Consider the following 25,958-nt stretch of genomic DNA (forward strand, 5'->3'; position numbering starts at 1 on the left):
GGAATGAAACGGACCCTGTCTGCTCTTATTGAATAGCCTGCAGAACAGCTGGCATGGCAGATAAGATGATCAGCCAGTGAATGATAATGTTGAGATTCAGGTTTCTCAATAGCAGGAAAAGGATGCCGAAAACAATACCCCAGACAAAATACCAGGTGCCCCAGGTAAGCTGGTAAGCCTTGATGCCGTGCTGGAAGAAAAAGGGGATGGCGGCCAGGGTCACCGCCAGCCATTTGTTTATCCCGTTGCTGACCAGCGCCCTGATGGCGAAACCCCGGTAAACCAGCTCCTCTGCCAGCCCTCCCACTAAGCCCATGAATATAAAAATGACTCTTGCCGTTGTATCTTTGGGGCTCAGTGATACCACGGCTTTGAGCTTTTCGGGGTCTGTTGCTGCATGAGCCAGCTGGTATTCAATAAAAAATAGCAGCCCGAAAGCAAATACCAGGTAACCCAGGCAAAAATAAAGGGTTTTTTTGAAGGTGAAGGGGTAGCCTATTTCTGCCCACGACCAGCCTTCGCTGCGCAGTATTTTATAGATCAGGTATATCTGGATGATATACCAGCCGGTGACGATTACCCGGAATGTATCGGAAAAATCGAGCCCTGAACCGGTGATCAGCGTACGGTTTATGAGCAGTAAAGAAATAAGGGTGGCTATGGCCGGGAACCCGGTAAGAACTACAAGAATTTTTGATAACGGCATTTTAGGGCTGACATGTTCTTTTGGCATCATTTGAAATATTAATGGTGCAAAAATAAATGCCTGTGATACGTCGTCGCTTACCATTTGGTAAGTCTCAGATTTTTTCCGCCCTGATCCTGCTCAGGCTTTGCGGGGTAATGCCCAGGTAAGAAGCTAAATACTTGAGTTGTGTATGTTCAATTCCCTTTTTGGTTCCCATGAGCTCCAGGTACCTTTCCTTTGCCGTTTTTGTAAGCAGGTCAATTTGCTGCTGCTGCTTCGTGATAAACGAGGATTCGGCTACCAGCCTTGCCATTTTTTCTCCGTGATTTCCCGGGTTGAATGTCTGCCGGAAAACGTGGTGCGGGATGCGGAAAACCGTGGAGTCATCAAAAAGCCTGACTTCAACAGGCGTGGGCCGTTGCAGGGTAAATGACATGAAATCAAATAAAAAGTCGCTCTCAAATGCCATATCGATACAGACAAAGTTATTCTTTTTCCAGATCAGGCAGCCACCGCTTCCTTCCATAAGGATATTAAAATACTTTTCGGTGGTGTCTGCTGCTTTCAGTACGGTTTCTTTCGGGAATTGCTTTATTTCTCCGAGCTTCCCGAAATTCTCCCATACGCCTATATCCAGCACGTGGAAGGGGTCGAAAACCTGCTTTAGGAACTTTGCGATCATAACGTTTCCGGTCTTAATTCTGTGGTCCTCTCTGAGAGATGGGGAGGAACCGTGTAGGTATAACTGTCCGAACGGGTGTGTTTTTCTTTGCATCCCGCTAAATTTGAGATAAACAGGATCAGAACGAAAAGACAGAGTTGTTTCATTTTTTTCCGACTTTCTCAATGGGCCTGAAACGCAATGCGCTCCACGTGTCGTTGATAGAAATGGCCGTAACGGTCGTAATACCGAATTCTTCTCCTGTTACCCGAAGGGTATCCCTGTTGATATCGGTCTTGATTTTTGAAGTGCCTTTCGGGTAAGCAAACCACAAAACACTATCGGGCTCTATTTGGGCCAGTCCGTTATTTAAAAATGCCAGGTAGTCTTTTTGGCTGTTAATAAACACGAGGGTATTGCTACTCTTTTGGGTTGCATCAAACGATGTTCTGAAGCCTGTTTTTTTGAATTCAGCTTCCAGGTCAGCAGGGGCGTTCAGGATAACGCCACTGCCTTTGAACCTGAATTTTTTGATGATGTCCTGCATTGTTTGTTGTTATACGGGTTAATATCACTTGCCATACCTTGAACAATCCATGAAAAGCACACGGATTAGCCTATCGGTTTTTTTGTGCTTATTGCCATCCTGTTCCACGCATTTATAGTAACTACTGCCATTATGGCCTGTGCAATATAATTTTCATCAAGCAGTTTTACAGCTTCACGGTAGGTTTTATCGCTTAACCCGTTCTGGCTGATTAGAGTGACTTCTTCCGTTATGGCTAAAATAACTTTTTCTTCTTCGGTAAACAGCTCTGTTTCTTTCCAGGCGTTAAGCAGGAAGATACGTTGCATGGTTTCGCCTTGTTTTAATGCATCTGAAGTATGCATATTGAGGCAAAAAGCGCAGCCGTTGATCTGCGAAGCCCGTATCTTAATCAGTTCCAAATGTGTTTTTGACAGGCGGGAATTCCGCAGGAAGTCTTCTAATGCATACATCGCCTTGTATGCACCGGGTTCGAGTTTTTGAATATCTATCCTGTTTTCCATTGTATTGTTGTTGATGACCCTTTATGCAGTGCAGTTTTCATTCTGCCTGTACAAATGTAATCAATATTTGCGTTTTGTTTCCTGTACATTCAGCCCGTGACCTACCCGGCCGGGAGACTGTGCCTGATCAGAGTTTTTTTGCCTGACATCAACGGTTGGCTGATGATATACAGGGAAATTCACTGAATTGGCAATAAAGCAGAGCTCACGGGCTTTTTTATGTAATTCACGGGCCTTGTCTGCCATAGACGGTTCTTCAACCGTTACTGCAGGATGCAGCGTAACTTCCGTGAAATGCCCGCCGCCATTTTCGGTTTCGGCCATCGTTCCCGTTGCCTGATCTGTATAGGCCGTGACAATAACCCCCGCCTCACTGCACAGATGCAGGTACCAGAGCAGGTGGCAGGCAGATAAGGAAGACAATAAGAGCTCTTCGGGGTTGTACCTGCTTTTGTCGCCGCGAAATGCCGGGTCTGAAGAGCCCGCTATATCCTGCTTGCCATCGACCCGGATGATGTGACTGCGCTCATACGAACGGTAATCGCTTGTTCCCCGTCCGTTATTCCCCGTCCATTGAACCGTGGCCCGGTAGTGGTGTTGCTTTGTCATTGGTTTTGAGGTTGTAGTAAAATGGTTCGCTCCACCCGTATTTGCTCCAGGAATGTCTCGTCGTGAGATATGACCAGCAATGTGCCCTGGTAGTCGTTGATGGCATTGGTCAGTATCTCTATATTCTGAATATCCAGGTTGTTGGTAGGCTCGTCAAATATAATAATATCCGGCGACTGGTTGCTGATGCTCAGGCAGCACAGCATCAAACGCATCCTTTCTCCTCCGCTTAGAGCAGCACAGGGTTTGTCCCAGTCTTCTTTTGTAAATAAAAACCGGTTCAGCCTGATTTTTATTTCATGTTCCTTCAGCGAAGAAGTATTAAACTGCTGCGCCTGCTGGTAAATGGTAAGCCGGTTGTTGATCAGGGAATAGTCCTGGTCTATGTAGATAGATTTATTTTCTGCTACGAAGGCCGTTCCGGTCCGGGGTATGAGATTTCCCAGGATCAGGTGGATCAAAGTAGTTTTGCCTGAACCGTTAGGTCCTTTGATGGCTATCCGTTCTCCGCTTACTATCTGGAAATTTAAGTTTTCAGCCCATAAACCGGTTTGATTGGCATAGCCGAAATTAAGGTTGTCCGCCCTGAAAAGAATTTTCCCCCGGTGAAGCGCGGAAGGATCAAACCCGACTTTCATTTGGTCGGTTTCCGGGAGGGAAGAACGTAATTCATGGAGCTCCTGCCGGATATTCCCGATTTTTTCGGTATGAACACTTTTCAGCTTTGCGGTGCTGTTTTCTGCCTTGTTCCGTAACGTGTTCATCATGATGCGGGCAACACCCGACCGTTCCTGCTTTCCTTTCCCCCGGCTGTCTGATTTTTGCTGACGCTCCAGGGTTTCCCGTTCCTTTTCCCGGGCCTTCTTCAACGCTTTTTCCCTGCTGTGTATATCCTGGTTGAGGGCGTCGGTCTCTGCCTGCTTTTGCTCTCTGTAAAAATCGTAATTGCCTCCGTAAACTTTAATCCCGTTCCGGCTCAATTCACAAACGGGATCGAGAAGGTTCAGTAACTTCCTGTCGTGGCTTACAACAATTAACGTGCATTTGGCAGATTGAATAAAATCATACAAAAGCTGCCTGCCCGGGCTGTCGAGGTGGTTGCTGGGCTCATCCAGCAGCACCAGCGCGGGCTCATGAATGGAAATGCCGGCAAGAAAAACTTTTGTTTTTTGTCCGCCGCTTAACGTTCCCATTTTTTGCGACAGGTTCAGATCCGATAAATGCCAATGACGCAGTGCTTCGGCGCAGCGCTCTTCAATGGTCCAGTCGTCATTGAGCAGGGTAAAATTTTCTTCACTTGTTTTCCCGTTCAGAATTTCCCGCATAGCGTTTAGCTTGTCTTCTATCTGTAAGGCCTGTGCTATGGTGAGGTGGTCGAACTGCCCGAAAATCTGGGGAATAGAGTAGGGGGCAGCATCGAGGTGGATCTGCCCGTCGGAAGGCGGCAATTCTTTTGCTATAATTTTTAGCAAAGTAGATTTTCCCACGCCATTATTGCCGGTTAGCGCTATTTTGTCGTGATGATTAACGGTCAGGTAGAGGTCACTGAACAGTAAATCTTTATTGGGGTGTATATAGGATAAATTCCGGATAGTAAGCATAATTTCTTTCTTTAAACGTTAAACCATGCCGCAACCGCGCGGGGCTGTGGCTTTGATGGGTCTGAAAGAAATTATTTATCACATATTTTACGTATCTGGTTTCTGCAAATATACAATGCTGCTAAAGTTTTTTGTATTTACCTGCAAAGTAAATAGAGCCGGATGCCGGTTTTTTGCAAAAATAAGCATCAATTTTCGTCATTGCTCTTTATTTAACCCGGTTTTATTATTTCATCCGGCTGATGTTTCATGGGTTAACGCCGAGCCTTTGTGGGCAGCAATATGGTCTGACTTGCTGCTCCTGATCTCGTATTGGGGTTCTTCTTCTGTAGCATGGTGAGTATAGCCTTTGTAATCAAAGTCCTGGGTATGTATTTTGATGATGATGCCCGAAACCCTTCCGGCTTCAGAATTCCAGCTCACTTTATCGCCGATTTTAAACTTTGCTGCCATACGGATAGTATATTATAGATTGAACAAATTTTCATCAGAATAGAAAACACGGTCGCCCACTATTCTTGCGGGTGAAGTATAGGTGTGTTCTTCCGCCTTACCCGTTGCCATAATGTGCAGTACGGTCCAGCCTTTTGCTTTAAGGTAATCAGATACCATAGAGCGGTGGCAGCGCCACCAGACGGCTTCCGAACACATGTAGGCGGTAGGTTGGGTCCGGGCAATATTTTCCAGGTTTTCAACAGCTTGTTTAAAATCTGCCGTTTCCATATAATCTGCATACCCCCGGAAAGAGCTGTTCCGCCACCGGTCGTTCTTCGAGTTCTTTCGGGCTTTTCTTCTGCCGCCCAGCCCTTCCAGGTGCACATATCCGATTCCGGCGGCCTGCAAGGCGTTTTGAAGGGGTTCTTTGTTAAACTGGGGGTACTTCGCTGAGCCGGGAAATCGCCTGATGTCTGCCAACATGCCGATGCTGAAAGACCGGAGCATCAGGAGAAACTCCTCCATACTGTGGGTAGAATGCCCTATGGTATAAACGGTATGTTTGTCCTGAAGTTCCATTTTATCCTCCAAAGCTATCCAGCATTTCAAAGGTCGGTACAAAAAACAAGGTGCCTGTTCTGGCGGTGCTGAAGTCCAGGATTCTGTCGTAATTGCCTTCAGGCTGTCCTTTAAACATCTTTGTAAGCATTTCTTTAACTGTACTGAAGGTGCTTGCATAAGCAATGAAATAAGTGCCCATTTCATTGCTTGCCATGCTGCCAAACGGCATATTGTCACGTACTATCTTTTTGTCGTCACCTACATTTGCCAGAGCAGAGTGAGAGTTCGACGGCTTTACATCATCGGGCATCTCAATGTCGTTTGCTTTGCTCCTGCCAAAAACTTTTTCCTGTTCGGTAACGGGCAAAGCTCTCCAGGCCACCAGGTCGTGAATGTATTTTTGCACAAAGAGGTAGCTGCCGCCTTCGTATTTTTTGTCTTCATCTCCGATGATACCAAAAAACGCCCTGTCTTTGCCGTTGGGATTTTCGGTACCGTCTACAAAGCCCAGAATGCTCCTTCCGTCCCAATACCTGAACCCGTGCACTTCTTCCGTGCAAACGGCCACCCCCGATAATGTTTCGGAAATAGCTGCTGCCATATCAATGCAATAGCTTTTGTCGTCTGCCCGGATATGAAAATGCAGGTCACCGGGTGTGGCAACAGCCGTATGTTTCGGCCCGGCAATAGGAGAGAAGTCCGTTAATTCTTTAGGAAGTGGTTCAGGCAGATCCAGCTTTTTCCAGGCGCTGTAACTGATCCCCATCACCACGCTTGCCCTTGAGGTTACGGTACGCACCCGGGCTGAGTTGTTAAGATTACTCATTAAGGCACATATTCGCTCAAAAACGGGTTTTATGGCATCGTTTTCCCTGAAAATCCAAACCATAAAAATGGTGTTGGTGTTCGGGTAATCCAATACGTTTTGAGAATCGGTATCCGGCATATAATTTCAGCTTTTTTGATAGTTAAAGATAATAAAAGTACTTTAATGGGTAAGCTATGGTGGGGGTCAATATTTTTATAAGAATGAGATAAGAATATTCCATTTAGGATTAAAGCGCTTATTTTAGTTTTTTCGCAAGGTTACTTTCAAGCAAAGATTTCATTTGAGTAATGGCAACTTTATTGAGTTGAATCAGTCGTTCGCTTTGTGTCAACCCCTGCCGGATAAGTAATGCATTTATACTTTCCATATTGCTCAATACCACTAACTGTTCTAAGGTGGCATGATCTCTGATGTTTCCGTCTTTATTTAGGTTGTTATCTCTCCATTCTCTGGCTGTAATGCCAAAAAGAGCAACATTCAGTAAGTCTGCTTCATTGGCGTAGACAAAACCGGCTTGCTGTTTAGTGATCTCCTGTGGTATCAGGTTTTCTTTAATGGCATCTGTGTGGATATGATAGTTTACTTTGGCTAATGTGCGCTGTAAGTTCCAGTCGGATTTTAACCGGTGGTTTTCTTCATCTTTTAAGCGTTGAAACTCTTTGATGAGGTATATTTTAAATTGCGGACTAATCCACATACCAAATTCAAAAGCGATATCCGGATGAGCATAGGTCCCTCCATATCTACCTGCAGTGGCTTTCAACCCCATAGCATTGGTTTTTTCAACCCAGTCTTTTACGCTTAATTTGTAGCTGTTTAAGCCTGCCTGGCTTTTAATTGTGGCAAATTCGCCATAATTAAAATTTGGATTGTATATACTTTCCCAAATGCCAAGATATTCTACTGTGTTGCGGTTACGAAGCCAGTCGGAAATGAAGAAATCCCCATCTTTGGCTTTGAGAATATCGGTTAACGAGATATACTCCTGTTGTTTGTCGAAGATTATGGTGATTTCTCTCCCTTCTACCTGTATTGTTGTGTTCTTTGCCATAGGTTTTCTGATGAAAAGTAAATTTACAAAAAGAAACGGATGTCCGGTGTTTACCTGGTGAAATATAAAAGGTTAGTTTAATCCCGCTTCCGCACCCCTTCCGTTCTTCCGCCAAACCGCGGATGCGGCCCCAAATCCCTATGCTTATCATGTACATACCGCGGATCCTGGATGTAGGGCATACGGGCCATTTTGGTGACGGTGATAGAGGGGACGCCGAAGTCGACTTCTACGGTTCCTAAGAGCAGGTAGCACCCGTTTCCCTGGAAAGGGTATTTTTTCAGGCTGTCGGCGAAATGCGCCGTGTCAAAATATTCCCCTTCAGCGTCTGTCCAGGTGCCGAAATACATAGTGCCCTGGCGGGTGTATACGTGTTTCTGGGCAATAAGATAGGCCATCATTTTTACTTCCCTTTTGTGATAATCCGGGAGATTTCTGACCATGACGCTGCCGCGGTAGCGGGTTTGCAGGAGGTCAAAGGGGGCGCAGGAGACCGGGAAGCCCAGCAGCTCGATCTCGTCAAAGGCGTCTTCAAAAAACGACCGCTCCAGCTGGGGAAGCTTGTACTCCCGGGGCGGCTCCTGCAGCAGCATGAGCCCGCGGTCGGCGGGTTTGAAATTGACCAGTAAGAGCCGGGCGGCTACCAGCAGCTCGTTTTTGGTTTTGCCGGTAAAGCGGAAGGCGCCGATGAATATCAGGATCTGGAGGGCTTCCAGGCCGGCGGGAATACGGCGTACAAAGTCTTCGAGGGAGGTGTAAGGGCCGTTTTGCAGACGTTCCTCTACCAGCTGCTGTGCGATGGTCGTTTCCAGCCCCTGCAGGTGCATGAAGCCCAGGTAGATGGCGGTTCCGTACACGGTGGTTTCGTATTCGCTTTGGTTTACGCAGGGGTTTTCTATGCTGGCGCCGGAGCGGCGGGCCTCATGCACGTACACTTCGGTCCGGTAAAAGCCGCCCTGGTTGTTGATCACGGCAGTCATAAACTCTACCGGGTAATGGACTTTCAGGTACAGGCTCTGGTAGCTTTCCACGGCATACGAGGCGGAGTGGGCTTTACAGAAAGAAAAACCGGCAAACGACTCGATCTGGCGGTACACTTCCCGGCTGAGGTCTTCCGGGTGGCCCTGGGCGGCGCAGGAAGCCAGGAAGTTTTCCTTCACGGTTTTCAGCGTGGAGATTGCCCGTCCTTTTCCGCTCATGGCCCGCCGCAGGATGTCGCCGTCAGCTTCCGCCAGCCCGCCGTAATACAGGGCTATCTTGATCACGTCTTCCTGGTACACCATGATGCCGTAGGTTTCGCCCAGGTGCTCCCGGAAAACCTCGTGTGGATAGGTGAACCGGTCGGGGTAGTTGTGGCGGAAGATGTATTCCCGCATCATGCCGCTCTGGGCCACTCCGGGCCGGATGATGGACGATGCCGCCACCAGGGTTTTGTAGTTATCGCACTTCAGGCGGCGGAGCAGCCCGCGCATGGCCGGCGATTCAATATAAAAGCAGCCCATGGTTTTGCCCTCTGCCAGGTAGGTATTGAGGAGCGCCTGGTTTTTGGAGAGCGAGGTGTCGCGGATGTCTACGGTGATCCCCCGGTTTTGCCGGATCAGTCGCACGGCATCGTTAAGATGGCCTATGCCCCGCTGGCTCAGGATATCGTATTTCTCCAACCCTATTTCTTCGGCAATGTTCATATCCAGCTGCACAATGGGGAAGCCCTTGGGTGGCATTTCCAGCGCCGTGTAGCAGGTAAGGGGTTCCTCGGAAATAAATACGCCGCAGGCGTGCATGCTTCGCTGGTTGGGGTATTTTTCCAGAAGCATACCGTATTTGTGCACCAGCTTTACCACAGAGTTTTGATCATGGGTTTCCCTGGGCGTACCGGTGAGGGTATCCAGCTCTTCTTTGGGCAGGCCGAATACTTTGCCCACTTCCCGCACAATTGACCGGTATTTGAACTCCACATTGGTGCCGCAAAAGGCCACGTGCTCTTTCCCGTATTTGTCAAAAATATAACGAAGGATAACATCCCGTTCCCGCCAGCTCCAGTCGATATCAAAATCGGGCGGGGCCTTCCGGTTCAGGTTCAGGAAGCGTTCAAAGTAGAGGTCAAGCTCCAGCGGGCAGATGTCGGTGATGCCCAGGCAGTAGCTCACAATGCTGTTGGCTCCGCTGCCCCGCCCGATGTGCATAAAGCCCATCCGGTTACTGTATTGTACGATATCCCAGGTGATCAGGAAGTAGCTGCAGAAGTTCAGCCGGTCAATGACACGCAGCTCTTTCTCTACCCGTTGACGGGCTTCGGTGTGCCCGCTGCCGTAACGCCGCTGCAGCCCTTCATAGGCCAGCCGGCTCAGCAATTCCAGGTCTTCCTCTTTGCTTTGGGTGAAGTATTTTTTGTTTTTCGGGATTCCGAAGTCGAATATGAAGTCGCATTCATCCAGGATACCCCGGGTATTTTCAATCAGGGCAGGGAAGTCTTTGTACAGGGCGAGCAGCTCTTCTTCCGGCCTCATGTATTCGGAGGTCAGGCAGGTGTCGTCTGCCGGCAGCTTCGACAGCACCAGGTTCCGGCCCATGGCCCGGAGGATGCGGTGGAGGTTATATTCTGTTTTGGTGCGGAAAGTAACGGGTGAAAGAACGACCATTTTGTCGCGGAAAGGCTTTAATTCGGGCCGGATGAGCATATTCAGCTGTTCGGGCCGGATACCCGGGTATTCGTTTTCCCGCAGCTGGCCGGGCAGGTTCTCTATGGGATAGATCACGATCAGCTCCTTAAACTCCGGGGCGGTTTCCGGCAGTTCGGCCCCGTCGCAGTTATGAGCGGTCAGGAGCCGGCATATTTCGCCTATGCCCTCCCGGTGCCGGGCCAGGGTAATGTAAAGCAGGCGGTTATCTTTCCGGATCTCTACGCCTGGAACCGGCTTGATTTCTGCCTTTTCACAGGCCCGGATAAAATCATAGATGCCGGTAACCGTGTTGATGTCGGTCAATGCCAGGGCCTTTACCCCGCAGAGGGCGGCCTGCTCCACCAGCCCTTCCAGGGGAATGGTGCCGTAGCGGAGGCTATGGTAGGAATGACAGTTAAGATACATATTCGCGGGAATGAAAATGAAATCCTTCGGCCCGGCCCACCGCCGATGTGCCGAAGCGGTTTTTGATCCGATCCATGGCCTGGTAGAGGGAGATCATCTCTTCGGTGTCTTCAAACAACCGGATCTGCAGGTTCCCCCTGACCAGCCCGGAAAACCGGACGCCCACCAGCCGCAACCGCATCCGCCGGCTGTACAGCTTTTCAAAAAGATCGAGGGCGCATTGGGTCAGCGGGTGGTCGGCCGAGGTATAGGGCACCCGGATCTGCCGCGTTTCGGTGTCGAAGTTGGCGTACCGGATCTTGACGGTGACGGTAGAGGTAAGCCAGCCTTCCCGCCGGAGCTGGTAGGCCAGCTTTTCCACCATCCCGCTGATCACTGAGCGCAGCATACGGAGATCAATGGTGTCGTTGCCAAACGTGTTTTCCGTAGAAAGCGACTTCCGTTCACCATAGGGCTCAACGGGCGAGTTGTCGATTCCGTTGGCTTTTTTCCAGAGTTCCGTGCCGTTTTTGCCGATCATCTGCTGCAGCACTTCTACGGGCATGTCGGCGAGTGTATGGATATGGCGTATGCCTATGCGGGAAAGGAGCCGGAAGGTAACATCTCCCAGCATGGGTATCTTTTTAATGGAAAGTGGATTCAGGAAAGGTTTTATCTGTTCCTGCGGGATCTGTATTTTTCCGGCCGGTTTGGCTTCCCCCGTACCGATCTTGGCCACGGTCTTGTTCACCGATAAGGCGTAACTGATGGGTAATCTTGTTTTTTTGCTCACACTATCCATCAGCTCCTGTGTCCATTTATAAGCCCCGAAAAAACGGTCTATCCCGCTGATATCAAGATAATGCTCATCTATGCTGGCTTTTTCCACTACCGGGGCTTTTTCTTCCAAAAGTTGTGTGACCTCCCGGGATAATTCAGAATATTTCTCCATGTCTCCCCGGATAACCCTGGCATCGGGGCATAGCCGCAGGGCCAGCTTCATGGGCATGGCGGAGTGTACCCCGAAGTACCGGGCTTCATAAGAGCAGGAAGCTACCACACCGCGGTCACCACCGCCAATAATAACGGGGATTCCCTTCAGGGTATCGTTGTCCCGCCGCTCACACGATACAAAAAATGTATCCAAATCCATATGTACAATAGCGCGGTCCATATTAGTTCCGAGTAGAGAGTTCCGAGTAGAGAGTTCTGAGTTCTGAGCCTGTCCCGTAGGGACATCACTAAATTAGCCCCTGGACGTAGTCCGGGGCTTAGTTCCGGGTATCCCATTGTCCATTAATAAACCATTTCAAATTTTTATCAAAAATGATATATTTTATATCAGAAGTTTGTATATTTGTTGCTACAAATTGTAGCAATGTCGTTACTCTCTGATAATATGCGTTATCTGCGGGCCCGGATGGGCCTGTCGCAGCAGGCCGTGGCCGATCAGCTGGTGATCACCCGTGGCCGGTATGCCAAATACGAGGACGGCATGTCGGAGCCACCCATTGAGCTTCTGGTGAAAATTTCGCGCTATTTTCATGTGAGCATCGACCTGCTCGTGTCGGTAGATATCCGGCGGGTGCCGATCCGTGAGCTGCAGCAACTGCCGGACAACCGTATCCTGCTGCCGGTGGCCGTAGATGCCGAAGGCAAAAATAAAATAGAGATCATTCCGCACAAAGCGCAAATGGGCTACCTGGCGGGCTACAGCGACCCGGAATACATCGAAAGCCTTCAGCATATCTCCCTGCCTTTCCTGTCCCATGCCAAGTACCGGGCGTTTCCGGCTACGGGCGACTCCATGCCGCCGCACAGCGAAGGCTCTTTTATCATTGGGAAGTATGTGGAATGCCGGGAGGATTTAAAAGAAGGCCGTACCTATGTTTTTATTACCCGGAACGAAGGCATCAGCTATAAACGACTGGGCAAAAAGAAACGGTATTCCCTGCTGTTGTATTCCGATAACCCGTTTTACGCACCCTATGAGGTGGATCTGGCCGACCTGCTGGAGGTATGGGAATTTGCCTGCAGTATTGCCACTACCGAACCGGAACCCGATGACCTCCGGCCGCAGACGATCCGGGAAATGTTTACCGATCTGCGCCGGGAGATCATGCACCTTAAATATGGATGAAAGAATTAACAATGGAATACCCGGAACTAAGCCCCGGGCTGCGTCCAGGGGCTAATTTAGTGATGTCCCTACGGGACAGGCTCAGAACTCAGAACTCTCTACTCGGAACTCTCTACTCGGAACTAATTTATACTAATGAAAAACCCGTTTTTGTACTATATAAACTCCTTCCGGGGGCTGTCGAAAGAGGTCTGGATGCTGGCCCTGGTGATCCTGATCAACCGTATATCGGCCATGGTGGTGCCGTTCCTGGGCGTGTACATGACCCAGTCGCTGGGTTTTTCCCTGAAAGAAACGGGCCTGGTACTGAGCTGCTTCGGCGTCGGTGCGGTGGTTGGCTCGTACGTGGGTGGTGTCTTGACCGATAAAATAGGCTTTTACCAGACACAGGTTTACAGCTTCTTCTTAACGGTTCCGGTGTTTTTGATATTACCCGGGCTGAAAACGGTTTTCAGTGTTTCAATAGGAGTTTTTATGCTGAGCGCTATCGCCGATACGTTCCGCCCGGCCAACTCGGTGGCCCTGTCGTACTATACCCCGAAAGAAAATATTACCAAAGCCTTTTCATTGAACCGGATGGCCGTTAACCTGGGCTTCTCTGTCGGGCCTGCATTGGGTGGTTTCCTGGCCGGGATTTCGTACGACTGGCTGTTTTACGGAAATGCGATAGGCGCCTTCCTGGCCAGCTGCCTGTTTGTATATTATTTCAGAAGCCGTATGCCCCGGGTAACGCACGAGCAGAAAAAGCTGGCCGGCGAGGTAGAATCGCCGTACCGGAATCTCAGGATGGTGGCTTTTATGATTTTATGCGCTTTGTACGCCGTTTGTTTTTTCCAGTTGATGAGTACGCTCCCGCTGTTTTATAAAGAAGGACATCATTTGTCGGAATTTCAGATCGGAATCATCCTGGGATACAGCGGGTTGTTTATCGTATTGTTTGAAATGCTCATTGTACAGATTGCCGGCAAGCTCCTGTCCATAGCGGATATTATTATAGGAGGAACCCTGTTTTGCGGACTGGCGTTCGTGGTTTTAAACCTGAGCTACAGCCATTGGATGCTCTATCTTTCGATCACCATCTTATGTGTTTCAGAAATACTGGCCATGCCGTATATGTCTACCGTTTTTGTTCAAAGCTCCAACGATTCGAACCGCGGGGCGTATATGGGAATGTACTCCCTGGCTTTTTCCGTCTCGCATATCTTCTCACCCTATGCCGGCACCTATACCATTGAGCACTGGGGATTTGAAACCCTCTGGTGGGCAACGGGCGTAATTACGGTAGTGACGGCCACCGGGTTTTATTTTCTGATGAGACGGAGGCGGGCAGGGAATCATTGATTTTTGATTAGGACTGAAGGTATTAGCTCAAAAACCTGTCAACAACATACAAGGGAACATTCGTCATCCAACTTTCTTTTCTATAATCGGAAAGTGAGGTTCGGATAGCGGTTTTGGGATGATATTTTTCACAAAAAAATTTAAAACTTTTGGCTCTTAGATTTTCGCCTGCTTTTACTTCTATCGGAATGATTTCGTCCTGCTCGTTCTGAACCACAAAATCCACTTCGTTTTTACTGTTTTCAAAAGGAAAATAGTAAACAGACAAATCACTGTTTAGCTTCAGTTGCTGAAAAACATATTGCTCTGTCAAGGCTCCTTTAAATTCGGTAAAAATAGTATCGCCCTCAATGATGGTTCTGGCTGTCAGTTTTGCCATTGCACCCAGCAGGCCGATGTCGTTGTGATAGATTTTGAATGTGGATAAATCCTGATAGGCAGTGAGTGGCAAAGCGGGTTTTGAAACAGCGTGTATTTTATGCAGCAGGCCCGTATCGGTTAGCCATTGGATAGCCAGTTCAAAGTCTTTTGCCCTCGAACCTTCTCTTATTATTCCATAAATGAACTTCTTGTTTTCTTTTGCCAACTGGGCAGGAATACTTTCCCAAACCATATTGATACGGGGAATAATGGCTTGTGGAGCGTGTTTGGAAAAATCATTTTGATAGGTTTTAAGGATATCGTTCTGCAATTCACGCACCTTTTTCCAGTCGCGATGCTGTGAAAAATGAAGTACTACTTCGGGCATTCCTCCTACATAAAAATAATACCGGAGATACTCTTTGAATTTTTCAGAAAAGGCAGGCAGCATGTCCCACATTTTTTCATCTAAAATACGTGCTAATCCCTCTTCTTCCACAGCCAGCAAGAACTCGTAAAACGACATCGGTTGTAATTCTAAAAAGGAAACTTTTCCCACGGGAAAAGACTCTTCAGGATGCAGATTCAGCCCTAGCAGAGAACCCGCAGCCACAATGTGATATTCGGGGGCGTCTTCGTAAAAATATTTTAGTGAAGTGATACCTTTGGGTGCTGTCTGTATTTCATCCAGTATGATAAGTGTATCATTAGCAGAAATTTTAAGGTTGGAGTAGAGTTCAAAGGCGGTAATTAATCGTTTTACATCTAAATCGGGTAAAAAAATATCTTTTAAAGCGGTTGCCCGTTCAAAATTAATATACACTGTTTGCTTGTATTTCTCTCTTCCAAACTCTTGTAATAACCAGGTTTTACCCGTTTGTCTTGCACCCAAAATAACAAGTGGCTTCCTTTTTGGATATAACTTCCATTTAATCAGCTCATTTATTTTATTTCTATACATTTTTTACAACATAAAATTGATGTAAAAATACACTTTTTTTGACATTAAAAATAAAATAATAACACTTTTTTTGACATTATAAGTTGTTGTAAATACACTTTTTCAGGCTTTAGTGCATATCCAATCCGGCGTTTTATCAGCCACATGAAAAAAATGAATGAGTAGTTGGTGCGTCACAACTCCTGCATACTGCTGTGTAGCTTACTTATATTCATCACATAGGATCTCTGTTGCCAGAGATAATAAAACAGGCCTGTTTATAAAGCGTTGCCCCTGCAAAATGGGTATCTTTGCTTGTGAAGCATTTCAGGTGTGGACAGAAAAATCATTCATATCGACATGGATGCGTTTTATGCATCGGTGGAGCAGCGGGATTTCCCGGAGTTGAGAGGAAAGCCCGTGGGCGTGGGTGGGCTTTCCGGCCGGGGGGTGCTTACTACCGCCAGCTACGAAGCACGGAAGTTTGGAGTGCGCTCTGCCATGCCTACCTGGATGGCAAAACAGAAATGCCCGGATCTGATCGTGGTCAGGCCCCGTTTCGGGGTGTACAAAGAGGTTTCTGACCAGATCCGCGGCATATTCCGGGAATATACCCCCCTTATCGAACCCCTGTCTTTGGATGAAGCTTACCTGGATGTGACCGAGAACCTCAAAAATATGCAGTATGCCACCGATATAGCCCGGGAAATCAAAGTGAAAATCTTTGAAACAACAGGCTTAACGGCCTCGGCCGGGGTCTCATTCAATAAATTCCTGGCCAAAATTGCTTCTGATCTTAACAAGCCTGACGGACTCTGCGTAATTACCCCAAAGAAAGCCCCCCGGATCATTGATGCCCTGCCCATAGAACGTTTTCACGGCATCGGGAAGGTGACGGCTGAAAAAATGCGGCAGTTTGGTGTGTATAATGGCGCTGATTTAAAGCAACAGCCCCTGGAATGGCTGACCACCCATTTCGGTAAAGCCGGAACATACTATTTCCGGGTAGCTCACGGGGAAGACAACCGCCCGGTAGATGCCTCCTCTGTCCGGAAATCGGTAAGCGTGGAAGACACGTTTGCCAAAGACACGGCCGATTTTGAAGAACAGGAAAGCCAGCTGCTGATCCTGGCACAGAAGGTATGGGAATGGGTGGAGAAGAAACAGATTTTTGGCCGTACGGTTACATTAAAGGTAAAGTTTCATGATTTCTCCATTATGAACAGGAGCAGGTCTTCTGCTGCTTATATCAAAGATTACGATAGCTTTAAGGGCCTTGCCCTCGAACTCTTTAAGCAGAGCTTTGACCCTTCGCGGCCGGTACGTCTGCTGGGGATTGGCCTGTCTAATCTGAATAACAATGACAAGCCTCAGTTCGGGCAAATGGAGCTGAGGTTTGAAGATGAGGGGAACTAAATAGTAGAATGTACAAGCCCTTCCGCAAGGGGGCAGGAGTGGTTCCCGACTACGCTCAAACTGACAGGAGCGGTTACTACCTGTCACAGCGAGCGTAGTCGGGATGCCACCCTGACCCGGTGTCCCCGGCCTGTCGAAGGGAAGTCCTTTAAATTTCCCTCACCCGGTACCCTTCATGGTCAATATAGATCTCTTTCAGACCTGACTTTGTACCCATCCGGAAGGTCAGCGATTTCCACTGCCCGGGCAGGTGCGGGTTGATCTCCAGCTCGGTGTTCCGGACACGGATGCCTGCAAAACCTTTGACCACCGACAGCCAGGTACCGGCCATGGAGGTAATGTGCAGGCCGTCTTCCGTGTCGTTATTGTAATCGTCAAGGTCAAGCCGGGAGGTGCGGAGGTACATCTCGTAGGCTTTCTCCGTTTTGCCCAGCTTACAGGCCAGGATAGAGTGCACGCAGGGCGAGAGCGATGATTCGTGTACGGTCATCGGCTCGTAGAAATCAAAATTCCGGCGGTGGGTATCTTCATCAAAATCGTCTTCAAAGAAGTAAAGCCCCTGTAAAACGTCGGCCTGTTTGATAAAACAGGAGCGTAAGATTCGGTCCCACGACCATTTCTGGTTAATGGGGCGCTCGGCGAGCTGATCCACAGTAAGCAGCTCCTTGTCGAGGAAGCCGTCCTGCTGCAGGAACACATCCCGGGAGGGGTCGTACGGGAAATACATCTTTTCAATGATGTCTTTCCAGCGGGCGGTCTCCTCTTCCTTTTTAAAGCCGGTTTTCTCCAGGATCGCCGGCAGGTTATTGACCTTCCCGAAGGCCTCCAGGGTGTATTTCAGGGTCCATACGGCAATGTAGCTGGTATACCAGTTGTTGTTTACGTTGTTTTCGTATTCGTTTGGCCCGGTTACACCCAGCATCACGTACCGCTGTTTGTCTGCCGACCAGTTCACCCGCTGCGCCCAGAAACGGGAAATGCCGATCAGCACTTCCAGCCCGTATCCGGCCAGGTAAGCTTCATCGCCGGTATAATTGATGTAGTCGTAAATGGCGTAGGCAATGGCGCCGTTCCGGTGAATCTCTTCAAAGGTGATCTCCCACTCGTTATGGCACTCTTCGCCGTTCATGGTCACCATGGGGTAGAGCGCAGCACCGTCTTTAAATCCTAGTTTCTTTGCATTTTCAATGGCCTTGGACAAGTGATTGTAGCGGTAAACCAACAGGTTACGGGCTACTGAGAAATCGCTGGATGCCAGGTAGAAGGGAATACAATACGCTTCGGTATCCCAATAGGTCACGCCGCCGTATTTTTCACCGGTGAATCCTTTCGGGCCGATGTTAAGCCGCGAGTCGGTGCCGTTATACGTTTGCAGCAGGTGGAAAATGTTGAAACGGATACCGATCTGGGCCGAAATGTCGCCTTCAATCACGATATCGCAGTTTTCCCAGGCTTTTTCCCAGGCATTGCGGTGCTCATGCAGCAAATGATGATTCTGTGACGCTGCTTCTGCCTGCTTCCGGGCGGCATCCGGCAGCTCATCGGCGGCATAATCGTTTGAATTTGAATTAAGGATAGCAACCGTTTTCCGGAGGCTTAGACCTTCATTTTGTACTACTTCCTTTTCGTATTTTAAGCCCGTATATTTTTCTTTCAAAATTTCTGAGGGGCTTATTTCTGAGGAATGGAAAGTGCTGCCGTTTTCCGATGACCGGATCAGGCTCACCTGGTTTTGCATGGCCACGGCCACGTCGAACTGAGGCACTCCGAAAGGATTGGGCCTGGTTCTGACCTGCAGGGTGGCGCTGTGGCCGGCTGTTGTTTTAGCAACTTCCAGCCAGAAACGTTCGTCGTGGTTGCTGTCTTTGTTTTTTACATCGCCGTCGAGGTACGATACCAGCGCTATCTTGCCGGAAAAGTTAAGCGCCCTGACCTCAAAATCTACCTGCCCGATGTGATCGTTGCTGATGCTGCAAAAACGTTGGGTATGAATACGGACCTGTTTTCCATCGGCCAGCTCCAGGGTGCAATAGCGCATCAGGGTGCCGGTTTCCAGGTTAATTTCCCGGTGGAACTCCAGGATGACGGCCCTGGCCAGGTCAACGGTCTCGCCGTTCACTTCCACGTCTACGCCGATCCAGTTCACGGAGTTGATCACTTTGGCGAAATAATCGGGATACCCGTTTTTCCACCAGCCCACCCGCGTTTTGTCGGGAAACCACACACCCGCCACATAGCTGCCCTGCAGGGTATGGCCTGTGAATCTTTCTTCAAAATTTCCACGCACCCCGAACTTCCCGTTGCCAAGGCTCATGATGCTTTCGGTTACTTCGTTGTATTCGGCATGGAAGCGGTCTTCCCAGATCTTCCACTCGTCGTATTTCAGATAGTTTTTCATTCAGATATATTTTCTCAAACTTACCCGAAAGATACGATGGGATAGATATTTATGAAGTGCCGCTTTGCTATTTTGTGTTTAATGGGACTCCATTGACTATAAAATGAGACGTTTCAGTCCGTATTTCAGCAGACTTTCATTAAAATTCAGTAACAAACCCAGGTTAAAGCTCTCCAGCCGCATGTAAGTGTGGGTTTATGTGAATTGCTCCGGTGTAACCCCCTCAAAACCGGGCACTACCACGTCGGCATTATTCAATACGCCGGCCTCACCGATGCCCACCGCATACATTCCTGCTGCCTTGGCGGCCTGTATGCCTGCGTATGCATCTTCGAAAACCACGCATTCCGCATTGGAAACCCCTAAAGCTTCAGCTCCTTTGAGAAATACCTCGGGATCAGGCTTGCTTTTAGACACATGATTGCCGTCAATAACGGCATCAAAATAGGACAGGATTCCTGTTTTTTCCAAAATAACCGGTGCATTTTTACTGGCCGAGCCCAGGGCTATCTGGATGCCCCCGTGTTTTGCCGCCTTCAGGAAGTCTTCCACGCCCGGAAGCACGTCAGCCGGGGTCATCCGGTTGACCAGTTCCAGGTACCAGTCGTTTTTTCGCCGGGCATACGCCTCTTTTTCCTTCTGTGTTAAGGTTACCTTACCGTGCTCCAGGATTCTTTCCAGTGAATCCATCCGGCTGATTCCTTTCAGGGTTTCGTTGAATGCTTCATCAATGTCAAAGCCCAGCTCCTGTGTGAGCCTGCGCCAGGCCTGGTAATGAAACACCGCCGTATCTACCAATACACCGTCGAGATCAAAAAGAAAAGCATGCCTTGCCATAAATTTTTAGTTATTTTTGCGAAAGTAACATAATACCGGCGATTTCTGAAGTCGCTTTTTTAGTAAATATGGATAAAATTTCGGTATATCAGGTTTTCTTACGTGTATTCGGAAATAAAAATACTACCAATAAATTTTATGGCACCCTTTCAGAAAACGGGACGGGTAAATTCGGGGATATAAATGCCGCTGCCCTGAAGGCATTCAGGAAGCTGGGTGTGACCCATATCTGGTATACCGGGGTGATAGAGCACGCTACCATGACTGATTTTTCGGCTTACGGTATCGCCAAAGACCACCCCCAGGTGGTAAAGGGAATTGCCGGCTCACCCTATGCCATTAAAGATTATTACGATGTAAACCCTTACCTGGCGCAGGATGTCAGCCAGCGCATGGCCGAATTTGAGACACTGGTTCATCGGACACATAAAGCCGGGCTGAAGGCGCTTATTGATTTTGTGCCTAACCATGTGGCCCGCCAGTATACATCAGACGTTAAGCCCGCCGGTGTAACTGATTTTGGTGAAAAAGACGATATCGCCACGGCTTTCAGCCCTTCCAATAACTTCTACTACATTCCCGGAAAGCATTTTACCGTTCCTGATGGCGTGAACCCGCCGGTGGCGTTTGATCAGCCATACACCGAGTATCCGGCCAAAGCTACCGGTAACGATGTTTTTTCGGAAGCACCCAGCATTAACGACTGGTTTGAAACCGTAAAGCTGAATTACGGGGTAGATTACCGGAACGGCCGGAAAAAATATTTTGATCCGGTGCCGGCCACCTGGAACCAGATGCTGGATATCCTGCTTTTCTGGTCGGGCAAAGGCGTTGACGGCTTCCGTTGTGATATGGCTGAAATGGTACCCGTGGAATTCTGGCATTGGGTGATCCCGAAGGTTAAGGCCCGGCACCCGGAGGTGATCTTTATCGCAGAGATTTACAACCCGGCCGAATACCGCAATTACCTGGATTTCGGGAACTTTGATTACCTCTATGACAAAGTAGGCTTATACGATGCCCTGCGGCGCCTGGTGGAAGGCCACGGCAATGTCATGGATATCACCCGTGTATGGCAAAAAGAATCGGGCCAGTTCTCCCGCAGGATGCTCCGTTTCCTGGAAAATCACGACGAGCAGCGGATCGCCTCTGACGAATTCGGAAAAACGCCGGAGTCGGCCTATGCCGCTATGATGCTGTCGGCCACACTGCATTCGGGGCCGGTTATGATTTACGCAGGGCAGGAGTTTGGTGTGAAGCCCGACAGGGCTGAGGGCTTCCAGGGAGACGACGGCCGCACCACCATTTTCGACTTCTGGGGCTTGCCCGAGGTACAATCCTGGCTGGGCAAATACACAAACGATGCCCTGGATGAGAAGACGGCGGCTGTACGGAATTATTACGAACGGCTACTCCATTTTATACAGAAAAATGAAGCCGTGTATGCCGGTGAGTTTCATGACCTGCAGTACCTGAACGGCGCCGGAAAAAGCCGGGGATACGATGAGCGCCTGATCTATTCTTACCTGCGTTTCTCCCGGAAGCAATGTTTGCTGTTTGTTTTTAACTTTGACCTCGTAAACGAAAAAAGGTTTAACCTGCAGCTGCCCCGGGAGGTATTTAAAGAGGGGCGGATCCGGATGAAGTTCAGGCCTCTTTTTGAGCCTGCAGAAAAAATGGAGATAAAAACAGAGGCAGGCATTCAGCTCGATATCACCGTACCGCCCAACGGGTTCAGGATATGGGAAATTGAAGTAAAATAAGAAGGATAGAAATAAAATTTCCGACGGCCTGAACCTGAGGAATGAATACGTAAATAAAATGACAAAGTCACAAAAATACCTGGTGGGAGCAGTTCTGGCTCTTTTAGGCGTGGTTATATTTGTTTTCCGGGCAGACCTGTTTTTCATTCCCAACCGCCCCGGCGTAACCGCCCTCTTGCAGAATTGGATCCAGCCTTACGGGTTAGGGGTTTTCATGCTGTTGCTGGGCTACCTTCTGGCCAAAAGCTTTAACCTGAAATGGTGGGTGTTTATCCTGCTTTTTGTAGCCTGGGAGCTGACCTATGTGGTGGTGCTGAATTTCGGGGCGGGTTTTCTGCCTGATAAAGCCAAGCTCACCGGCTGGTTGGGTCATTTCAAGAGAGTGGCCCTGGATAACCGTTCCATGGTCCAGTTCCAGGAAGAAACGGCACAGTACGACAAGGAATTGTTTTATACGCTGCGGCCCGGTCAATCACGCTTCAGGTCGTTTGAATTCAATACCTTGTATAACGTGAATGCATTGGGCGTACGTGACGATGCTGCCAGCCTGGAGCACCCCCGCGTGATTTTCCTGGGCGATTCCTTCACCATGGGCTGGGGAGTGGAGCAGGATCAGTGTTTCCCGGCCGTTTTTGAGAAAAAATCAGGATTGAAATGCCTGAGTACCGGTGTTTCATCGTACGGAACAGCCCGCGAAATGCGCATGCTGGCGCGCACACAGACTGACTCCCTGAAGGCCATTATTATCCAGTTTCATGATACCGACCTCGAAGAAAACAACTTTTACATTAAAAATAACCGGTTGGGCTCGCGTACACAGGCAGATTTTGATGCCCAGGTGGCCGATAATAAAAAATACGCTTCCTGGTTTCCGTTCAAATACGTAAAAACGGCATTGCTCAATGCCGTGGCGGGTATGAAAGCCCCGGATGCCACAGAAGCGGCCTTAAAGGGAAACCAGGAGGAATACCCGGCTTTCTTGTCGGAATTTTATTCTATCCTGACAGAAATCAGGGAAATAAGCGACGTACCGGTCATCCTGACCTATACCGGTAGCTTTTACACCGACCCGGGAATGATTCAGCGGTTTGAAAGATTTGGGCGACAGCTTGATGTGAAGGATATCTATTTTGTCAACCTGGGCCGGGTGCTGAATTATGAAGATTATTTCTACTTTGATGACCACATGAACGCAAAAGGCCATGAAAAAGCGGCCGATGCGCTCTGGGCGAAGTACCGCGAAGTTATAAAATGATCTTACCGGCTTATTTTTATTAGCTTTCACGCCGGATTTCCCTTAATTTTGCAGCATTTTTAGAATTAATCAGGCAAAATGGCGGAATATAATCACCGGGAAATCGAGAAAAAATGGCAAAAATACTGGGAAGAAAACCAGGTCTATAAAGTAGACATTGATCCTTCCAGGCCCAAATACTATGTGCTCGACATGTTTCCTTACCCTTCAGGGGCAGGGCTGCATGTGGGTCACCCGCTGGGATACATCGCCTCTGACATCTTCAGCCGCTACAAACGGTTGAAAGGATACAACGTGCTGCATCCCATGGGCTTTGACTCGTTTGGCCTGCCTGCGGAGCAATACGCCATCCAGACCGGGCAGCACCCGGCCGTGACCACCGCGCAGAACATCAGAACCTATATTTCCCAGCTGAAAAACATTGGCTTCTCTTACGACTGGTCAAGAGAAGTGCGTACCTCCGATCCCGGTTATTACAAATGGACCCAGTGGATCTTCAGCCGGATTTTTAACAGCTGGTACAATAAAGATACCGATAAGGCAGAAGACATCCGGACCCTTTATGAGCGCCTCGCTCAGGGCGGAACAGCGGCCGTGAATGCCGTAACCGAAGATAACCTGCCGGAGTTTACAGCCGGAGAATGGAACAGCTGGACGGAGGAGAAAAAATACGAAGTGTCACTGGATTACCGGCTGACTTACCGGACAGATTCAGTGGTGAATTTCTGCCCGGCATTGGGTATGGTGCTTTCAAACGACGAAGTGAAAGACGGCGTATCGGAGAGGGGCGGCTATCCTGTGATCCAGAAAAAAATGAGCCAGTGGATGATGCGCATCACGGCGTACGCCGACCGGCTGATCTCCGGGCTGGATACCATCGACTGGTCGGAATCTCTGAAAGACCAGCAACGCAACTGGATCGGGAAGTCGACCGGCGCCTCCGTGCGCTTTAAAGTAGAAAATTCAACAAAAGAAATAGAGGTTTTTACCACGCGGGTAGACACCATTTACGGGGTGAGCTTCCTGGTGCTGGCACCTGAGCACGAGTGGGTGGCCGAGCTGACCACTCCGGATCAGCTGACAGCGGTTCAGCAGTATATCGAGGAAACGCAGAAACGCTCGGAGCTGGATAGGGTAGCCGATGTAAAGACCGTTTCAGGAGCATTTACGGGCAGCTATTGCATTAACCCGGTAAACGGTGAGCAGGTGCCGATCTGGATAGCCGATTACGTGCTGGCCGGCTACGGAACCGGTGCGGTGATGGGAGTGCCTTCAGGCGACCAGCGCGACTGGAACTTTGCAACGCATTTCGGGTTACCGGTGATCCCGATCCTGGATGCGCAGCAGGACATTGAAAACCAGGCTGACGCCACCAAGGAAGGAAAATACATCAATTCAGGAATAATTAACGGTCTGGAGTACAAGCAGGCTACGGCAAAGCTGATCTCCTGGCTGGAAGAGAACAAGATCGGGAAAGGAAAGGTAAACTACCGCCTGCGCGATGCCGTGTTTGCCCGCCAGCGCTACTGGGGAGAACCCGTACCCGTATATTTTAAAACCAACGCGGACGGCAGGGCCATTCCTTACCTGGTAGCCGACAAAGACCTGCCGCTGATCCTGCCGGAAATTGACAAATATCAGCCTACGGAAACCGGGGAGCCACCATTGGGCCGTGCCAAAGACTGGACCTATACACCCGAAGGGGAGAGTGCCGCTTATCCGCTGGAAATGAGCACTATGCCCGGCTGGGCAGGCAGCAGCTGGTACTGGTATCGCTATATGGATCCGAAAAACGGGGCGGCCTTTGCCTCTGCCGAAGCCCTGGATTACTGGAAAGACATTGACCTGTACCTGGGCGGTACCGAGCATGCTACCGGTCACCTGCTGTACAGCCGTTTCTGGAATAAAGTGCTCAAAGACCTGGGTTTTGTGAAGGAAGAGGAGTTTGCCAAAAAGCTGATCAACCAGGGAATGATCCAGGGGCGGTCGAGCTTTGTATACCGCGTAAAGGGAACGGATAAAGCTACTTTTGTTTCCTATGGATTGCGAAAAGACTATGACGTAACCCCGCTGCATGTGGATGTCAATATCGTAGACGGCGATGTGCTGGATATAGAGAAGTTCAAAGCTACCCGGAACGACATCGGCGAGGATCCGCAGTTTATCCTGGAAGACGGGAAGTATATCTGCGGGTCAGAGGTGGAAAAAATGTCGAAATCCAAGTTCAATGTAGTGAACCCGGATACCCTTGTAGACCGTTACGGCGCAGATACGCTGCGGTTGTATGAAATGTTCCTGGGCCCGCTGACCGAAAGCAAGCCCTGGGATACCAAAGGCATTGAAGGAACCAGCCGTTTCCTGCGTAAATTATGGCGCCTGTTCTTTGATCAGAACGGACGGTACATCGTAACAGAAGATGAGCCTTCAAAAGACAGCCTGAAGACGCTGCACAAGACCATCAAAAAAGTGGCGGAAGATATTGAGCACTTCTCGTTCAATACCTCGGTAAGCTCGTTTATGATCTGTGTCAATGAGCTCTCCGATCAGAAATGTCATTCAAGACCGGTGCTGAAAGATCTGCTGGTGGTGATGTCGGCTTATGCGCCTCACATTACCGAAGAGCTCTGGTCGCTGATAGGAGAAACGGGCTCCATTACCCAGACCGCTTACCCGGAATGGAACCCCGAATACCTCAAAGAAGATGCGTTTGAATACCCCATTCAGATCAACGGCAAAGTGCGGGTGAACCTGACTTTCCCGGCCGATGCCTCCAAAGAAGAGATCGAGAAAGAAGTGCTGGCCAATGAGCAGGTGATCCGCTGGATGGAAGGCAATCCGCTGAAAAAGATCATCGTGGTGCCCAAACGCATTGTAAATGTTGTAATTTAGCAGAGTAACCCGGTTCCCGGTTCCCGACAAGCCGGGCCGTGCTGGCTTGAACTGACAGGCGGAACATCA

General features: G+C 49.1%; 21 protein-coding genes. 6 read left to right on the forward strand and 15 right to left on the reverse strand.

The window, feature by feature from the left end; genetic code table 11:
• Positions 1-25: 25 nt before the first annotated feature.
• The 12 genes from AB2U10_RS13100 to dinB (AB2U10_RS13155) all read right to left on the reverse strand — a co-directional run bounded on the left by AB2U10_RS13100 (position 26) and on the right by dinB (AB2U10_RS13155) (position 11,724).
• A complete protein-coding gene (locus tag AB2U10_RS13100) occupies positions 26-736 on the reverse strand; it encodes a CPBP family glutamic-type intramembrane protease (RefSeq protein ID WP_367915026.1) in 711 nt (236 codons plus the stop codon).
• A 64-nt stretch (positions 737-800) separates the two neighbouring features.
• Entirely contained in the window at positions 801-1,370 is a 570-nt protein-coding gene (locus AB2U10_RS13105) for a Crp/Fnr family transcriptional regulator (RefSeq protein ID WP_367915027.1), read from the reverse strand.
• A gap of 142 nt (positions 1,371-1,512) precedes the next feature.
• Positions 1,513-1,896, reverse strand: a complete 384-nt coding sequence (locus tag AB2U10_RS13110) for a hypothetical protein (RefSeq protein WP_367915028.1) — start codon at positions 1,894-1,896, stop codon at positions 1,513-1,515.
• 65 nt (positions 1,897-1,961) lie between these two features.
• A complete protein-coding gene (locus AB2U10_RS13115; protein WP_367915029.1) occupies positions 1,962-2,399 on the reverse strand; it encodes a carboxymuconolactone decarboxylase family protein in 438 nt (145 codons plus the stop codon).
• 60 nt (positions 2,400-2,459) lie between these two features.
• Positions 2,460-3,008 (reverse strand): OsmC family protein, encoded by a 549-nt coding sequence (locus tag AB2U10_RS13120; protein WP_367915030.1) that lies wholly within the window; start codon positions 3,006-3,008, stop codon positions 2,460-2,462.
• Positions 3,005-4,609: a ribosomal protection-like ABC-F family protein gene (gene abc-f, locus AB2U10_RS13125; protein WP_367915031.1), complete on the reverse strand. Its 1,605-nt coding sequence runs from the start codon at positions 4,607-4,609 to the stop codon at positions 3,005-3,007. The genes AB2U10_RS13120 and abc-f overlap by 4 nt, the downstream gene beginning before the upstream one ends.
• 231 nt (positions 4,610-4,840) lie before the next feature.
• The gene (locus AB2U10_RS13130) at positions 4,841-5,062 is read right to left on the reverse strand and encodes a hypervirulence associated TUDOR domain-containing protein (RefSeq protein WP_367915032.1); all 222 of its coding nucleotides are present in this window, start codon (positions 5,060-5,062) and stop codon (positions 4,841-4,843) included.
• A gap of 12 nt (positions 5,063-5,074) precedes the next feature.
• Positions 5,075-5,623 carry a DUF488 domain-containing protein gene (locus tag AB2U10_RS13135; protein ID WP_367915033.1) on the reverse strand — a complete coding sequence of 183 codons (549 nt, stop codon included), beginning with the start codon at positions 5,621-5,623 and terminating at the stop codon, positions 5,075-5,077.
• A 1-nt stretch (position 5,624) separates the two neighbouring features.
• Positions 5,625-6,551 (reverse strand): Dyp-type peroxidase, encoded by a 927-nt coding sequence (locus tag AB2U10_RS13140; protein ID WP_367915034.1) that lies wholly within the window; start codon positions 6,549-6,551, stop codon positions 5,625-5,627.
• A gap of 118 nt (positions 6,552-6,669) precedes the next feature.
• On the reverse strand, positions 6,670-7,485 hold the full coding sequence (locus AB2U10_RS13145) for a KilA-N domain-containing protein (RefSeq protein ID WP_367915035.1): 816 nt from the start codon (positions 7,483-7,485) through the stop codon (positions 6,670-6,672).
• A gap of 77 nt (positions 7,486-7,562) precedes the next feature.
• Entirely contained in the window at positions 7,563-10,571 is a 3,009-nt protein-coding gene (locus AB2U10_RS13150) for a DNA polymerase III subunit alpha (RefSeq protein ID WP_367915036.1), read from the reverse strand.
• Positions 10,561-11,724 carry a DNA polymerase IV gene (gene dinB / locus AB2U10_RS13155; protein ID WP_367915037.1) on the reverse strand — a complete coding sequence of 388 codons (1,164 nt, stop codon included), beginning with the start codon at positions 11,722-11,724 and terminating at the stop codon, positions 10,561-10,563. The genes AB2U10_RS13150 and dinB (AB2U10_RS13155) overlap by 11 nt, the downstream gene beginning before the upstream one ends.
• Positions 11,725-11,928: 204 nt before the next feature.
• Between dinB (AB2U10_RS13155) and AB2U10_RS13160 the strand changes: the two genes are divergently transcribed.
• A complete protein-coding gene (locus AB2U10_RS13160; protein WP_367915038.1) occupies positions 11,929-12,690 on the forward strand; it encodes an XRE family transcriptional regulator in 762 nt (253 codons plus the stop codon).
• Between the two features lie 135 nt (positions 12,691-12,825).
• Entirely contained in the window at positions 12,826-14,031 is a 1,206-nt protein-coding gene (locus AB2U10_RS13165; RefSeq protein WP_367915039.1) for an MFS transporter, read from the forward strand.
• A 22-nt stretch (positions 14,032-14,053) separates the two neighbouring features.
• Here the strand turns inward: AB2U10_RS13165 and AB2U10_RS13170 are convergent, their stop codons facing one another.
• On the reverse strand, positions 14,054-15,352 hold the full coding sequence (locus tag AB2U10_RS13170) for an ATP-binding protein (protein WP_367915040.1): 1,299 nt from the start codon (positions 15,350-15,352) through the stop codon (positions 14,054-14,056).
• 312 nt (positions 15,353-15,664) lie between these two features.
• On the opposite strand from AB2U10_RS13170, the gene dinB (AB2U10_RS13175) reads away from it, so the two are divergent.
• Entirely contained in the window at positions 15,665-16,747 is a 1,083-nt protein-coding gene (gene dinB / locus AB2U10_RS13175; RefSeq protein WP_367915041.1) for a DNA polymerase IV, read from the forward strand.
• Positions 16,748-16,895: 148 nt separating this feature from the next.
• Here the strand turns inward: dinB (AB2U10_RS13175) and AB2U10_RS13180 are convergent, their stop codons facing one another.
• A complete protein-coding gene (locus AB2U10_RS13180; protein ID WP_367915042.1) occupies positions 16,896-19,145 on the reverse strand; it encodes a family 65 glycosyl hydrolase domain-containing protein in 2,250 nt (749 codons plus the stop codon).
• Between the two features lie 195 nt (positions 19,146-19,340).
• Positions 19,341-19,982, reverse strand: coding sequence for a beta-phosphoglucomutase (pgmB, locus tag AB2U10_RS13185; protein ID WP_367915043.1), 642 nt, complete (start codon positions 19,980-19,982; stop codon positions 19,341-19,343).
• A 68-nt stretch (positions 19,983-20,050) separates the two neighbouring features.
• On the opposite strand from pgmB, the gene AB2U10_RS13190 reads away from it, so the two are divergent.
• The 3 genes from AB2U10_RS13190 to leuS all read left to right on the forward strand — a co-directional run bounded on the left by AB2U10_RS13190 (position 20,051) and on the right by leuS (position 25,889).
• On the forward strand, positions 20,051-21,745 hold the full coding sequence (locus tag AB2U10_RS13190) for an alpha-amylase family protein (RefSeq protein ID WP_367915044.1): 1,695 nt from the start codon (positions 20,051-20,053) through the stop codon (positions 21,743-21,745).
• A gap of 58 nt (positions 21,746-21,803) precedes the next feature.
• Complete coding sequence (locus AB2U10_RS13195) at positions 21,804-23,000, forward strand: SGNH/GDSL hydrolase family protein (RefSeq protein ID WP_367915045.1); 1,197 nt, start codon at positions 21,804-21,806, stop codon at positions 22,998-23,000.
• Between the two features lie 78 nt (positions 23,001-23,078).
• Entirely contained in the window at positions 23,079-25,889 is a 2,811-nt protein-coding gene (gene leuS / locus AB2U10_RS13200) for a leucine--tRNA ligase (protein ID WP_367915046.1), read from the forward strand.
• The last annotated feature ends 69 nt before the right edge of the window (positions 25,890-25,958 follow it).

This window comes from Leadbetterella sp. DM7 (assembly GCF_040829825.2).
Lineage (GTDB): Bacteria > Bacteroidota > Bacteroidia > Cytophagales > Spirosomataceae > Leadbetterella.